Origin of the sequence: Paraburkholderia sp. 32 (genome assembly GCF_050435345.1) — a bacterium.
GTDB classification, from domain to species: domain Bacteria; phylum Pseudomonadota; class Gammaproteobacteria; order Burkholderiales; family Burkholderiaceae; genus Paraburkholderia; species Paraburkholderia tuberum.
Genome location: NZ_JBNDKD010000001.1, coordinates 1597925 through 1611262, shown reverse-complemented (window position 1 = coordinate 1611262; position 13338 = coordinate 1597925). Strand labels below are relative to the sequence as shown.

The following is a 13338-nucleotide window of genomic DNA, read 5'->3' as shown; positions in this document are numbered from 1 at the left end:
CTGTAATGAATAAGCAGCAGACCCGAATGGACGGGCTCAGTTCCCCGCCTCGCCCCTGAGCATATGAGCAATGGCCGCGATTTCCAAGCCCGCTCAAGCTGACGGATACGTGGCGACCTCGATCAGGTTGCCGTCCGGGTCGCGGCAATACACCGAGGTCATCTTGCCGCGCGCGCCGTCGCGCTCCACCGGCCCCGCCTCGATAGCGACGCCTTGCGCAAGCCAGTGCGCCTTGACGTCGTCCGGGCTTGCGGTGGTCACGAAGCACAGGTCCGCGGTGCCCGGCACCACCTCGCGCGACGTGAACCAGGCGACGGTATCGGCCGACGCGGGACGCAGATTGATCTTCTGATTACCGTAGTTCATCGCCACGCGCGTGCCGGTGCGCGACGCGAACTCGGTGCGTTGCATGCCGAGCATCCGCGCGTACCACGCCGCGCTCACTTCGACGTCGGCGACGTTCAGAACGAGATGATCGAGACTGGCTAGCTGGAAGCTCATGGGTTTGTCGTGATGAATCGAGAAAGGTGGTAGCGACTATACGCGTGGCGCGTCCGGCGCGAGCAACACGCCCTTCGTGAATACGAAGCAGCCGTAGCCGCGCTCCTCGCCCGTCGCGATCACACAGTATGCCTGGCGCGCACGCTCGTAAAACGCGAACCGCTCGATCGACACGAAGGGCACCTCGCGCCCCTCGCCCGCGTTGACCTCGGCTTGCGCTTCGCGCTGCACCGCGGGAATCGTGTGCGGCTCGCCAACCACTTCCATGCGCGACGCGGGATGCTCGATAAAGGTGTCGAGCGGCAGCACCGACAACACCGCGCGGATCGCGCGCGGCGAACTGACGCCGTCGAGACGCAGCGGCTTGCCGAGCACGGTATCGCGCGCGACGGCGTCGGCCGGGAAGTTGGCGTCGCAGATCACGAGTTCGTCGCCGTGGCCCATCGAGCGCAGCGCGTGCAGGATATCGGCGTTCAGTAGCGGGTCCAGATTTTTCAGCACGGGGTCTCCAGGTCGTTCGGTTGGGAACATGCTGAGGGGGTGAGGTCGTGAGCTTTGCGCAAGACGATGCGTGTCACGCTTCATCCGCACGACGATCGATTGTAGCAAGCGCGCCGGACGTCTTGCGGCGCTGCGCTCGCACCGCATTGCCAGCGCAGCCATCCGACCAGAGCGAGCAGCACGAGCCCCGCGCCGCCGAGCACCGGCTCGCGCCAACCGAGCAGTGCGATGAACATGAACGCCCGCGCGCCGCCGAGCAGCGCGAAACCGGCGATCGCGCTCGATAACGCATCGAGCGCGGCCGCGACGCGCAGCAACGCGAGATGGACTTGTACGGGCTTGGCAGCGGCGGGCTCATGCATGATCGTCTCCGTGAAAGACGCCTCAAGCGGCGCCGGGGGTTTCGTCGAGAAAACCGGTGACCGCTTGCAGACGCCCATGCGCGTCCACCACGCCGAAGTCCGAGCCCTTCACGATCGCCTCGCCCGCGGGGGTCGTCAGTGCCCACGAGAAGCGCAGGCGATTCGCGAAGCCGTCGACGTCGGTCGTACGGCGAAACGTGTGATGCGGAAAACGCTCATGCACCGCGCGGATCATGGCGTCGATGCCATCGTGGCCCGCGCCCGCCAGCAGCGGGTCGCGATAGTCGGCATCGGCGCTCCACGTTGCCGCGATCAACTCGCGACGACGCGCGCCATCGGTCTCGTTCCAGGTATCGAAATAACGGTCGATCAAATCGGTATGCGCATTCATCTCGAACTCCTCGATTGACAGGACTGAGCACTTCGCGCGGCATACGCATCGCATGCGGCGGGCTCGGAATGAAGATTGACGGCTCGCGTGCATTGCGTCGATTACGTGAGAGGTAATCAAGCGGATGCAGCCTTCGCTGTCACGCAGCGCCTTTCACTGTTTTTCTCGCCAAATAGGTCATTCGGCCGAGTCGTCAAAAAACCTTCGCACCGCTAACCTCAAGTGACTCATCGAAGCCCGCCGACGACATCGCGAGGCGGGCAATGCAATGAACAGGAGGGCCGCTTGGACCGCTTTATCGAGACGCTTTTCTCGCTTGCACGACCGTATCCCCGGAGATACAATCATCCGCAGATCGAAACACCGCGCGTGTACACGATCAACTGCACCGAAGAGTTCGACCGTTGGCTTCACGGCCTCACCGACATCAAGGCGAAGGCGCAAATTCTCGTGCGGATCCGCCGCGCGGAACGCGGGCTTTTCGGCGACGCGAAGTTGCTGGAAAACGGCGTGTTCGAGATGCGCATCGATTGCGGGCCGGGTTACCGGGTCTACTACGCGCGCGAGGAACGCATGATGTATCTGCTGCTCTGCGGGGGTAACAAGTCCACGCAGCAGGCGGATATCAGGCATGCCGGAGCAATGTGGACAACCATCAGAAAGGAACGGTCATGAGCAAGATCAAAACGGCACGCTTCGATGCATCGAAGTACCTCGACAACGACGAAATGGTCGCGGCCTATCTGAACGCCGCCCTCGACGAAGGCGACTCCGATCTGCTGCTCGCCGCCATCGCGGATATCGCCAAGGCACGCGGCATCACGAAGATCGCCGCGGCAGCGGGCCTGGGGCGCGAGAGCCTCTACAAGACACTCGCGCCCGGCTCCAAGCCACGCATGGACACGGTCCTCAAACTGGCGAGTGCGATCGGCGTCAAATTCACCGCCGTGCCGTTGCGCCTGGCTGCCGCCTGAGCCGGGCACCCGTCTCGTTGACTGAAATTGGCGGGGCATTACCTCTCAGGTAATCGATTGCTTGCACGCTTTGACTATGATCGGTGGCATGAACACACTCTCTATTGCACAAGCGGCTCCATCATCCGCGCCGATCGGCACTCGGGCGGTCGGCGAACTTCTCCGCGAATGGCGGCAGCGGCGGCGCATGAGCCAGTTGCTGCTCGCCACGGAGGCTGACATTTCGACCCGCCATCTGAGCTTTGTCGAATCGGGGCGCGCGCTACCGAGCCGGGAAATGGTCATGCATCTCGCCGAGCGCCTCGACGTGCCGTTGCGCGCGCGCAATGCTCTGCTCGTCGCGGCCGGTTACGCGCCGCTGTTTCGCGAACGTCCCCTCTCCGACCCGCAGCTCGCCGCCGCACGCGAAGCCGTCGAACTGGTGCTCAGAGGACATGAGCCCTACCCGGCCCTCGCGATCGACCGGCACTGGACCATCGTCGCGACCAACAATGCGATTGCGCCGTTGTTGAGCGGCGCGAGTCCCGAAACTGTTGAAGCCACCGGTCAACGCACTGCGCCTGAGTCTGCATCCGCAAGGCATTGCGGCGTCGATCGTCAACTGGCATGCGTGGCGCGAGCATGTGCTGGGCCGCCTGCAACGGCAGATCGACGTCAGCGGCGACGACACGCTGAGCGCACTGCGCGACGAACTGGCCGGCTACCCCGCGCCGCCGTATGCAGACGCCTCGACGCTGGACGATGCAGTCCTCAACCAGATCGCCGTGCCATTGCGGCTGCGTACGCCGCTTGGCGTGCTGTCGTTTTTCAGCACCACCACGGTGTTCGGCACGCCCGTGGACGTTACGCTGTCGGAACTCGCCATCGAGGCGTTCTTTCCGGCGGATCGGCAAACCGCGTCGGCGCTGCGCGAATTTGCCGAACATCAGCGCGGCTAGCCGCTCGCGTACCGCCACTCCACTCACCACGAATAAGTGAGATGTCCGTCAACGCCGACACCCTGCTGATCCGCCAACTCGGACCCGCCGACCGGGACGCCTATTTCCAGCTTCGTCTGCGCGGGCTGAAGGCGCACCCCGCTTCGTTCGGACAAAGCCGTGCGAAGTCGGCGCCTTGAACGTCGACGGGGTGTTCCATGACGAGGATCTGATGGCGCGATTCCTGGCGTAGCGCCCCCGGGAATCATTGACGACGCCTCCTTGCGGCCATTCCCGGCGCCTCGTCAACGTTGTAATGTCGTCTTATTGCACCGACATCGTGTCAGACAGCCTGCACGGCACTGGCTTCTCGCAGCCTCCGTCCGCAACGTGATCGGTACGCGTCTGTGACCGCTGTTCGGTCTCGGGGTCGAACGCGTGCGACAGACCGGCTGCCCTTCCTCATCGAGCCGTTACAAATCCCGCCCTCGTTTGCGTAGTTTGTAACGGGGGACGCTTCATACGGTTACAGGCTCCATCCGCCCCTCACGCGTCCCCCAGCACGAGTATTTATTACCGTCCATTCCATCGCTTTCTGTTCCTTTCTAATCCAAAACAAATTTACCGATCGCCGCGCGGTGCGGACGCACGTCTCGGACAATCGCGTAGGATTCCCATCCAGCAAGGGTTTTCATGGATTAGAGGCCAGTGTCGAAAGGCTATAAATTCACTTGGCATCATTCATTACAATGGCGTGAAAAACTTACCGAAAAATGATGTAGCTTTTTGAGATATTTTTTTGAGAAAGGATTGATTTCTGCTTTTAGCCTTCATACAATTCGTCCCGAGCTGTTACGAAATGTAACGTCTTGTATCAAATGTTCGCTGGCTGTAGCAAGTAGCAACATGTAGCCGGAGGTCACGTTGCCGGCGAGGCAGAAAAGACATAACGGCGCAAAGCCGACATAGTAATTCGGGGCTTCGGAAACAGACAAAATGGACCGTAGCAGCGAGACGCTGGATTCAATCCGCGAGATCAACTTGTCTTACATCATGCTCGCGCAACGCATGTTGCGCGAGGACAAACCGGTCGGAATGTTCCGGCTGGGACTGTCGTCGGAACTGGCTGACTTGCTTGCCGGGCTGTCGCTCGCGCAAATCGTCAAGCTGGCCGCTTCCGACCAGCTTTTGTGCTTCTTCCGCTTCAACGACCACGCGATGCTGTCGGCGTTGACGCAAACGACGAAGCACACCGCAGTTGCACCGACTCACACGGCGATCCTGCTTGCAGGCCAGCCCGCCGAGCAATTTGCCTGATCGAGGTGACTGCAATGCTCAAGCGAAGCCTGACCGAAGATGCACAGGAAGTATTTCGCGCGATCGCACTGATCGAGCTCGGCGCCCGCATGCAGGTGCTCGAGAGCGAGTTGACGCTGTCGCGCGACCGTATGATCCGCCTGTATCGCGAGGTCAAGGGCGTATCGCCGCCCAAGGGCATGCTGCCGTTCTCGGCGGACTGGTACATGACGTGGCTCGCGAACATTCACGCGTCGCTGTTCTACAACACGTACCTGTTCCTCAAGAACGAAGCGCGCTGCTCGCATCTGGATGCGCTGACCAAGGGCTATCGGCTGTATCTCGAACACTGTCAGCACAGCGAAACCGAGCCGGTGCTCGATCTGACGCGCGCGTGGACGCTCGTGCGTTTCTTCGACGCCGACATCCTGCAGTTGACCAGATGCTGCCGCTGTACCGGCAAGTTCGTCGCGCACAAGCACGACCTGCAGCACAACGTCGTGTGCGGCGCCTGCCAGCCGCCGTCGCGTGCCGGCAAGACGAAGAAGGCAGCAGCCGCGCGCCGGGAAGCGCTCGATGCGGCGCAGGTTGCGCAGGCCGCTTGACCGATCGATTCGCCGTCGCGAGACGCGCTCGACCCGATTCAAACCGAAGCTCACATGATTCCGCGCAGTGATTGAACTGCGCGGATTTTTTTCGCCTTAGCGCCGGGCAAACCGGCGTGCCGAATACCGGTCGTTCAGATCAACCGGCCAGCCCCACCGTCTGGGCAACGAGCCACAGATTCGCCGCACTGATCGCAACAAACAGCGTCCACACGAGCAGGCGCGTCGGCAGCGTGTTGGCGAATTCGCCCATCAGCGATCGGCCGCTCGTCATGCGGATCAGCGGATACAGCGCGAACGGCAGTTGCAGGCTCAGCACGACCTGACTCGCGACGAGCAGTTGGCCAACCGCGCCATTGCCGAGCATCCGCACACCGATCAGCGCCGGGATCAGCGCGAGCGCTCGCGTGATGAAGATCTGCGTGACCTGGTCGTGGCCCGTCGCGCAAAACGCGGCGGCCGCGAGAATCAGGATCGCCATGTTGATCAGCGCCGCGATCACGAGCGATGCGATCGTGTCGATGCGTGACATGCCGATCGCCGAGCGGATGCTGGCCGGATCGCGCTTCACCGCGCGGGTCTGCACGATCGACGAGTGCAGATACAGGTTATGCGGCATCACCGTCGCGCCGATAATGCCAAGCGTCGTTGATGAGGTCGATGAAGCGCTTGCCAACAGGCTTAGGAATTCAGCGCTTCGCCACCTGCTGCTGCGCTGAAACCGATGCGGCTCCGGCCGCAGAGCCGGAAGCCGCAGCCAGCGAAGCCGCCGCGCCGCCGGAAGCACCAACCGGCACCGGCGCCGCCCCCACCGCCGTATCCCCCGCCGTCACATCGCCCCAACCGCCACCGAGCGCGCGAATCAGATTCACGGTCGCGACCGCCTGCGTGCCCGCCAGATGGCTCGCCTGCAATTGCGACTGCAGCACCTGCCGCTCGCCATCGATCACGTCGAGATAGCTGACCGCGCCCTCCGTGTACTGCGTGCGCGAGAGATGCGCCGCGCGCTGCGACGCATCGACCGCGTCGTTCTGCTCGCGCATCTGATCGTCGAGCAAGCGCAGATCGGCAAGATTGTCCTCGACTTCACGGAACGCCACGAGCACCTGCTGGCGATATTGCGCGACGTCCTCGTCGTACTTCGAACGGGCCTGCGCGAGATTGGCCTTGCGGCGGCCGCCGTCGAAGATCGGCACCGTCAGCGCGGTACCCGCGAACGGACCGAGGATGAACGCGCGGCTCGACCACATGAACAGATCGCCGAGCGTCGCCGATTCAAAGCCGAACGCGCCCGTGATGTCGAGCTTCGGGAAAAACGCCGACTTCGCGAGCCCGACGCGCGCATTCGCTGCCTGCATCGCGCGTTCGGCTGCCGCGATGTCCGGCCTGCGTTCGAGCAGCGCCGACGGCAAACCCGGCGGCACGCGCACCGCCACCGGCGCGAGCGGTTGTTCCGCGAACGAGAAATCGGCGGGCGGCTTGCCGAGCAGAATCGCGAGGCTATGCTCCGAGGCCGCCCGTTGCCGCGCGACGCCGACCGCATCGGCACGCGCGCTCGCGAGCTCGTTGCGCGAGCGCGACAGATCCAGCTCGCTGATATCGCCTTCCTTGAAGCGCCGCTCGACGAGCTTCAGCGTGTCCTCGCGCAACGCGACGGTGCGGCGATACAGATCCTGGTCGGTGTCGAGCTCGCGCAACTGGAAGTAGTTCTGCGCGACATCGGCCTGCAACGACAGCTGCACCGAGCGAAACAGCGCTTCGCTCTGCTGCTCGTCCGAGCGCGACGCGTTCACATTCGAGCTGACCCGCCCGAACAGATCGGCCTCATACGACGCACCGACCTGCGCGCGCCAGATCGTGCCGGTCGTGCCGCCCGCGCTGTCCGGCAGGAATTGCGACGCCGCCGACGCACGCTCCCGGGTCGGGCCGAAGCCCGCGTCGAGCTTCGGGAACCAGTCGGACTTCGCCGCCTGCGTGACCGCGCGCGCCTGCTGCACGCGCGCGGCTGCGGCCTTCAGGTCCTGGTTCGCGGCGGCGGCCTGCTCTTCGAGCGCGTCGAGCTGCGGGTCGCCGAACACCTTCCACCATTCGCCACGCAGGGCGTCGTCGGCGGGCTGGGCCGGCTTCCACGTGCCGGTGTTTTGCGCCGGCGCGGCCGAACCAGCCGCCACGCCCGACGCCGCCTCAGCCGACGTCGCCATCGCGGGCGCTTCCTTGAACGCCGCCGGCGTATCGACGTCGGGACGCTTGTACGTCGGCTCGACCGAACAAGCGGCCAGCAGGGCGATCAGCAGACCGCTCGCGGCCGCGCGGCCCCATCCGCGCAAAGAGTCAAAGCGAGATTCAAAGCGTTTCATTGTTGTTTCTCCTCAGGCGTCCGTAACGGGCGCGCCGTAGCGCGGCGCATCCTTCTGCGCGACGTGAATCGTCCCGCCCGCGAGCGAGCGCAGCACCACATAGAACACCGGCGTCAGCATCAGGCCGAACAGCGTGACGCCGAGCATGCCGAAGAACACCGCGACGCCCATCGCGTGACGCATCTCCGAGCCCGCGCCGCTCGACAACACCAGCGGCACCACGCCCATGATGAAGGCGATCGACGTCATCAGAATCGGCCGCAGACGCAGACGGCTCGCTTCGATCGCGGCCTGCAGCGGACTGCGTCCGTCGTGTTCGAGCTCACGCGCAAACTCGACGATCAGGATCGCGTTCTTCGCGGACAAGCCCACCAGTACCATCAAACCGATCTGCGTGAAGATGTTGTTGTCACCACCGGTGAGCCACACGCCGGTCAGCGCGGACAGCACGCTCATCGGCACGATCAGGATCACGGCGAGCGGCAGCGTCAGGCTTTCGTACAGCGCGGCGAGCACGAGGAACACCAGCAGCACGCTGATCGGGAACACCCACATGCCCGCGTTGCCGGCGAGGATCTGCTGATACGTGAGGTCGGTCCACTCGAGCTTCACGCCGCGCGGCAGCACCTCGGCGGCCACGCGTTCGGCCGCGGCCTGCGCCTGTCCCGACGAAAAGCCGGGCGCCGGGCCGCCGTTGATGTCGGCCGCCGTGTAGCCGTTGTAGCGCACCACCATCTCCGGTCCGTAGGTCGGCGTCACCGTGACGAGCGACGACAACGGCACCATCTCGCCCGCCGCGTTGCGCGTCTTCAGTTGCAGGATGTCGTCGGCGCGTTGACGGAACGGCGCATCCGCCTGCACGCGCACCTGATACACGCGACCGAAGCGGTTGAAGTCGTTCACGTACAGCGAGCCCAGATAGATCTGCATCGTGTCGAACACGTCCGTGACCGGCACGCCGAGCTGCTTCGCCTTCACGCGATCGAGATCGACGTTCAGCTGCGGCACGTTGATCTGATAGCTGGAGAAGGTCGGCCCAAGTTCGGGCGTTTGCGCCGCGCGCTTCACGAATGCTTCGGCAGCCTTGTTGAGTTCCGCGTAACCGAGCGCGCCGTGATCTTCGAGCTGCATCTTGAAGCCGCCGAGCGTGCCGAGCCCGAGCACCGGCGGCGGCGGGAACACCGCGACGAACGAGTCCTTGATCGCGCCGTACTGCTGGTTCAGCGCACCGGCAATCGCGCCTGCCGAGAGCTTCTTGTTGCCGCGCTCCTTGAACGGCTTCAGCGTGACGAACACGATGCCCGCGCTCGAACTATTCGTGAAGCCATTCACCGACAGACCAGGGAAGGCCACCGCGCTTTCGACGCCCGGCTGCTTCAGCGCGATCGCGCTCATATCGCGGATCACCTTTTCCGTGCGATCGAGCGACGCACCGTTCGGCAACTGCGCGAACGCGATCAGATACTCCTTGTCCTGCGCGGGCACGAAGCCGCCCGGCACGACCCGCGCCACCAATACGGTTGCACCGATGAGGATTGCGTACACCGCGAGCATCGCGCCCTTGCGGCGCAGCACGCCGGTCACACCACGGCCGTAGGCTTCCGAACCACGATGAAAGACCTTGTTGAAACGCTTGAAGAAGCCGCCGAGCACACGGTTCATCACACGCGTCAGCCAGTCTTCCTTCTCGCCGTGGCTGCGCAGCAGCAGCGCGGACAACGCCGGCGACAGCGTCAGCGAATTGAACGCCGAGATCACCGTCGAGATCGCGATGGTCATCGCGAACTGCTTGTAGAACTGGCCCGTGAGACCCGTCATGAACGCGAGCGGCACGAACACGGCGACGAGCGTCAGCGCAATCGCGATGATCGGCCCGCTCACTTCGCGCATCGCCTTGTAGGTCGCCTCGCGCGCACTGAGCCCGCTTTCGATGTTGCGCTCGACGTTCTCCACCACGACGATCGCATCGTCGACCACGATGCCGATCGCGAGCACCATGCCGAACAACGACAACGCGTTGATCGAGAAGCCGAACGCAAGCAGCAGCGAGAACGTGCCGACGATCGACACCGGCACCGCGATCAACGGAATGATCGACGCGCGCCACGTCTGCAGGAACACGATCACGACGATCACGACCAGCGCAATCGCTTCGAGCAGCGTATGGATCACCGCCTCGATACTCGAACGCACGAACTGCGTCGGGTCGTAGACGATCCGGTATTCGACGCCGGCCGGCATGTCTTCGGCGAGTTCCTTCATCGCCGCGCGCACCTGCTCTGAAATCGCGAGCGAGTTCGCACCCGGCGCCTGATTGATCGCGAGCGCAACCGCGGGCTTGTTGTCGAGCAGCGAACGCAGACCATATTCCGACGCCGCGAGCTCGATCCGGGCGATATCGCGCAGATAGGTCACGCCGCCGTCGGGCGCGGTCTTCACGATGATGTCGCCGAATTCGCCCTCGGTCCTCAAACGGCCGCGCGCATTCACCGACAACTGCAATTGCGTGCCCGGTACCGACGGCGACGCACCGATCACACCGGCCGCGACCTGGATGTTCTGCTCGCGGATCGCGTTGACGACTTCGGTCGCCGTGAGACCGCGTTGCGCGACTTTCTGCGGATCGAGCCAGATACGCATTGCGTAATCGCCCGAGCCCCACAGCTGCACTTCGCCGACGCCCTGAATCCGCGCGAGCCGATCCTTCACGTTGAGCAGCGCGTAATTGCGCAGATACGTCATGTCGTAGCGATCGTTCGGCGAGATCAGGTGCACGACCATCGTCAGCGTCGGCGAACTCTTGATCGTCGTCACGCCGAGCCGCTGCACGTCTTCCGGCAGACGCGGCAGCGCCTGATTGACGCGGTTCTGCACGAGCTGCGTCGCGAGGTCGGGATTGGTGCCGAGCTTGAACGTGACGGTCAGCGTCAGATTGCCGTCGCTATTCGCCTGCGACTGCATGTACAACATGTTCTCGACACCATTGATCTGCTCTTCGAGCGGCGCGGCGACCGCCTCGGCGATCACCTTCGGATTCGCGCCCGGATACTGCGCGTGCACCACCACCGAAGGCGGCACCACTTCCGGATACTCGGAAATGGGCAGCTTGAACAGCGAGATGATGCCCCCGAGCAGGATCAATACCGATAGCACGCCTGCGAAGATCGGGCGATCGATGAAGAATTTGGATATGTTCATTGGAAGCTCTTAACGTTGGAGCATGCGCGTTGGAGCATGCGGCTCACGAATTGCCTTTCGCGCCGGCCTCGGCCTTGGCACGCGACTGCGCGAGCGCTGCGCTGTTCGGGTCGTCGTCGGTCGTCATCGGCACCATGTGCGCTCGGACCGTATCGCCGGGACGCACACGCTGAACGCCGTTGACGACAATGCGGTCGCCCGGCTTCAAGCCGTCCTTGACGACGCGCAGATTGCCTTGCATCGAACCCGTCGTGATCCCGCGATAAACGACGTGGTTGCCCTGATCGACGACCAGCACGAACTTCTTGTCCTGGTCGGTGCCGACCGCGGCATCGTCGATCAACAGCGCCGGATGCGGTGCGCTGCCCCCCACCTTGAGGCGCGCGTAGAGGCCCGGAATCAGCGTGCCGTCCGCGTTGTCGAACTTCGCGCGCACGCGGATCGTGCCCGACGACGTGTCGAGCCGGTTGTCGACCGACTCGATCGTGCCGCTGCGCGAGTAGCCGGATTCATCGGCGAGACCGAGTTCGACCGGCACCTTGCTGCCGTCCTTCGCGCGGCTCAGGTATTGCAGGTAGGTCTGCTCGTCCGCGTCGAACGACGCGTAGATCGGCGACACCGAGACGAGCGTCGTCAGCGGCACCGAACTGGCGCCCGCCGACACCACGTTGCCGACCGTGATCTCCGCGCGCGACACGCGGCCCGACACCGGCGCGACGATCTTCGTGTAGCCGAGATTGATGCGCGCGGTTTCCAGCGCGGCTTGCGCGGCCTTCAGGTTCGCGCTCGCCTCGCGCGCGGCGTTCTGCTTCTCGTCGTAGTCGCGTTTGGCGATCGCGTTGTCGACGATCAGCCGTTGCGCGCGTTCCCAGTCGCTTTGCGTGTAGCCGGTGCGTGCCTGCGCGGCCGCGAGCTGCGCTTGCGCGCGATCGACTTCGGCCGCGTACGGACGCGGATCGATCACGAACAGCGTGTCGCCCTGCTTCACGAGCGCGCCGTCCTTGAAGTTGACTGACACGATCGTGCCCGGCACCTGCGAACGCACGTCCACTTTCTGCACGGCTTCGAGACGGCCCGAATAAGACTGCCAGTCGGTGATCGTCTTCTGCACGACGGTCGCCACGTCTACTTCCGGCACGATGGTGGGTGCGGCCGGCGAGCTCGCATCGACACGAATCGCGCCGAACGTGCCAAGCCCGGCAAGGACGACGACGACCACGGCGGCTAACGCCACGCGGCGGCGGGAAAGAGGAAGGATAGTCATGTGTAGCTCCCGGTATCGTTGATTGAATTTCTGTTTATCGATGAGCGCGCGCGTCGAAGCGCCACTGGAAAAAGCGCACCGCTTCCTGCAAAGCGGGCGGATGATCGGCGAGCGCCGCGTGCGACACGCTCGGAAAGCGCACCACCTGGGTCTGTACGCCCGCGTCGATCAGATTGCTTGCATACTTCTCGGCCTCGACGTGCAGCACGTCGTTCTGCGCGGTCGCGATCAGCGTGGCCGGCAAGCCGGCGAGCCGCGACGATTCGAGCGGCGCCGCATACGGATGCATGCGCTGAGACGCTTGCGGCAGATACGCGCGATAACACGCGGCGCACTCGCGCGCGGTGATGTCCGAACCGAGCCGCTGCTCGTCGCCGAGCCGCGTCAGGCTCGGATCCAGCATCGGGCCGAACAGCGCCTGCGCGCTGATCGGCACGTCGTTACGATCGCGCGCGATGAACGCGAGACAATTGGCGAGTTGGCCGCCCGCGTCGTGGCCCGCCACGCCGATCTTTCTGCTATTGCCACCAAATGCCCGCGCTCGCGTCTGCACCCACAGCGCCGCGCGATGCGCGTCTTCCGGCGCGGCTGGAAACGGAAACCGCGGCGCGAGCGAATAGCCGACCGACACCACGAGCGCCGGTAAGTGTTCTGCGAAATACCGCGCGGCGAAGTCCGCGCACTCGATCGAACCCTTCGTAAAACCGCCGCCGTGAAAATAAAGCAGTACCGGCAACGCGGTTTTTTTCGTCAGCCGATACAGGCGCAACGTAATGGGTTGAGCGTACCCATCGATATCCACGTCGGTGACTTCAAGCGTTGCGTCATTGGCCTCAGCGCCAGTGTCTTCGGCGGAAACGCCGGTGGAAAAAGGCGAGTACGGCGATTTGAATGCATCCATGTCGAGCCGCGCAAATGCGCATAGAACTTCAATGGTGCGAATTGTGGGTTCGGCAGACTCGCAAATAAATG

Annotated in this window: 14 protein-coding genes and 1 pseudogene; 6 read left to right on the top strand and 9 right to left on the bottom strand. The window is 63.9% G+C overall.

Annotation, left to right across the window (positions count from 1 at the left end):
• Positions 1 to 93: 93 nt before the first annotated feature.
• From OKW26_RS07655 to OKW26_RS07640, 4 genes are all read right to left on the bottom strand, one after another.
• Positions 94 to 501, bottom strand: a complete 408-nt coding sequence (locus OKW26_RS07655) for a VOC family protein (RefSeq protein WP_184064276.1) — start codon at positions 499 to 501, stop codon at positions 94 to 96.
• A gap of 36 nt (positions 502 to 537) precedes the next feature.
• Positions 538 to 1002 carry an RbsD/FucU family protein gene (locus OKW26_RS07650; protein ID WP_090806945.1) on the bottom strand — a complete coding sequence of 155 codons (465 nt, stop codon included), beginning with the start codon at positions 1000 to 1002 and terminating at the stop codon, positions 538 to 540.
• An 80-nt stretch (positions 1003 to 1082) separates the two neighbouring features.
• Positions 1083 to 1364 (bottom strand): hypothetical protein, encoded by a 282-nt coding sequence (locus OKW26_RS07645; protein ID WP_429353151.1) that lies wholly within the window; start codon positions 1362 to 1364, stop codon positions 1083 to 1085.
• A gap of 22 nt (positions 1365 to 1386) precedes the next feature.
• Positions 1387 to 1755, bottom strand: coding sequence for a nuclear transport factor 2 family protein (locus tag OKW26_RS07640; RefSeq protein WP_176379337.1), 369 nt, complete (start codon positions 1753 to 1755; stop codon positions 1387 to 1389).
• A gap of 285 nt (positions 1756 to 2040) precedes the next feature.
• Here OKW26_RS07640 and OKW26_RS07635 point away from each other — a divergent pair, with 285 nt between their 5' ends.
• The 6 genes and pseudogenes from OKW26_RS07635 to flhC all read left to right on the top strand — a co-directional run bounded on the left by OKW26_RS07635 (position 2041) and on the right by flhC (position 5547).
• Positions 2041 to 2430, top strand: a complete 390-nt coding sequence (locus tag OKW26_RS07635; protein WP_221312187.1) for a type II toxin-antitoxin system RelE/ParE family toxin — start codon at positions 2041 to 2043, stop codon at positions 2428 to 2430.
• On the top strand, positions 2427 to 2729 hold the full coding sequence (locus OKW26_RS07630; protein WP_018423436.1) for an addiction module antidote protein: 303 nt from the start codon (positions 2427 to 2429) through the stop codon (positions 2727 to 2729). The genes OKW26_RS07635 and OKW26_RS07630 overlap by 4 nt, the downstream gene beginning before the upstream one ends.
• Before the next feature lie 88 nt (positions 2730 to 2817).
• Positions 2818 to 3667 (top strand): annotated as a pseudogene (locus OKW26_RS07625) (helix-turn-helix domain-containing protein).
• A gap of 41 nt (positions 3668 to 3708) precedes the next feature.
• Positions 3709 to 3846 carry a hypothetical protein gene (locus tag OKW26_RS07620; RefSeq protein ID WP_260321367.1) on the top strand — a complete coding sequence of 46 codons (138 nt, stop codon included), beginning with the start codon at positions 3709 to 3711 and terminating at the stop codon, positions 3844 to 3846.
• Between the two features lie 796 nt (positions 3847 to 4642).
• A complete protein-coding gene (gene flhD / locus OKW26_RS07615) occupies positions 4643 to 4963 on the top strand; it encodes a flagellar transcriptional regulator FlhD (RefSeq protein WP_184007179.1) in 321 nt (106 codons plus the stop codon).
• 14 nt (positions 4964 to 4977) lie between these two features.
• Positions 4978 to 5547, top strand: a complete 570-nt coding sequence (gene flhC / locus OKW26_RS07610; RefSeq protein ID WP_018423439.1) for a flagellar transcriptional regulator FlhC — start codon at positions 4978 to 4980, stop codon at positions 5545 to 5547.
• Between the two features lie 139 nt (positions 5548 to 5686).
• Here the strand turns inward: flhC and OKW26_RS07605 are convergent, their stop codons facing one another.
• Genes OKW26_RS07605 through OKW26_RS07585 form a run of 5 tightly spaced genes read right to left on the bottom strand, consistent with a single transcriptional unit; the run spans position 5687 to position 13267 of the window.
• Positions 5687 to 6334, bottom strand: coding sequence for a divalent metal cation transporter (locus OKW26_RS07605; RefSeq protein WP_429353150.1), 648 nt, complete (start codon positions 6332 to 6334; stop codon positions 5687 to 5689).
• Complete coding sequence (locus tag OKW26_RS07600) at positions 6237 to 7904, bottom strand: efflux transporter outer membrane subunit (RefSeq protein ID WP_429353149.1); 1668 nt, start codon at positions 7902 to 7904, stop codon at positions 6237 to 6239. The genes OKW26_RS07605 and OKW26_RS07600 overlap by 98 nt, the downstream gene beginning before the upstream one ends.
• A 12-nt stretch (positions 7905 to 7916) precedes the next feature.
• Positions 7917 to 11102, bottom strand: a complete 3186-nt coding sequence (locus OKW26_RS07595) for an efflux RND transporter permease subunit (protein ID WP_429353148.1) — start codon at positions 11100 to 11102, stop codon at positions 7917 to 7919.
• A 43-nt stretch (positions 11103 to 11145) separates the two neighbouring features.
• A complete protein-coding gene (locus OKW26_RS07590) occupies positions 11146 to 12366 on the bottom strand; it encodes an efflux RND transporter periplasmic adaptor subunit (RefSeq protein ID WP_429353147.1) in 1221 nt (406 codons plus the stop codon).
• A gap of 34 nt (positions 12367 to 12400) precedes the next feature.
• On the bottom strand, positions 12401 to 13267 hold the full coding sequence (locus tag OKW26_RS07585) for an alpha/beta hydrolase (protein ID WP_184064262.1): 867 nt from the start codon (positions 13265 to 13267) through the stop codon (positions 12401 to 12403).
• Between the last annotated feature and the right edge of the window lie 71 nt (positions 13268 to 13338).

Coding starts and splice junctions, on each gene's coding strand:
- OKW26_RS07655 (WP_184064276.1), bottom strand. CDS start 501: ATGAGCTTCCAGCTAGCCAGTCTCGATCATCTCGTTCTGAACGTCGCC.
- OKW26_RS07645 (WP_429353151.1), bottom strand. CDS start 1,364: ATGCATGAGCCCGCCGCTGCCAAGCCCGTACAAGTCCATCTCGCGTTG.
- OKW26_RS07640 (WP_176379337.1), bottom strand. CDS start 1,755: ATGAATGCGCATACCGATTTGATCGACCGTTATTTCGATACCTGGAAC.
- OKW26_RS07630 (WP_018423436.1), top strand. CDS start 2,427: ATGAGCAAGATCAAAACGGCACGCTTCGATGCATCGAAGTACCTCGAC.
- OKW26_RS07620 (WP_260321367.1), top strand. CDS start 3,709: ATGTCCGTCAACGCCGACACCCTGCTGATCCGCCAACTCGGACCCGCC.
- flhD (WP_184007179.1), top strand. CDS start 4,643: ATGGACCGTAGCAGCGAGACGCTGGATTCAATCCGCGAGATCAACTTG.
- flhC (WP_018423439.1), top strand. CDS start 4,978: ATGCTCAAGCGAAGCCTGACCGAAGATGCACAGGAAGTATTTCGCGCG.
- OKW26_RS07600 (WP_429353149.1), bottom strand. CDS start 7,904: ATGAAACGCTTTGAATCTCGCTTTGACTCTTTGCGCGGATGGGGCCGC.
- OKW26_RS07595 (WP_429353148.1), bottom strand. CDS start 11,102: ATGAACATATCCAAATTCTTCATCGATCGCCCGATCTTCGCAGGCGTG.
- OKW26_RS07590 (WP_429353147.1), bottom strand. CDS start 12,366: ATGACTATCCTTCCTCTTTCCCGCCGCCGCGTGGCGTTAGCCGCCGTG.
- OKW26_RS07585 (WP_184064262.1), bottom strand. CDS start 13,267: ATGGATGCATTCAAATCGCCGTACTCGCCTTTTTCCACCGGCGTTTCC.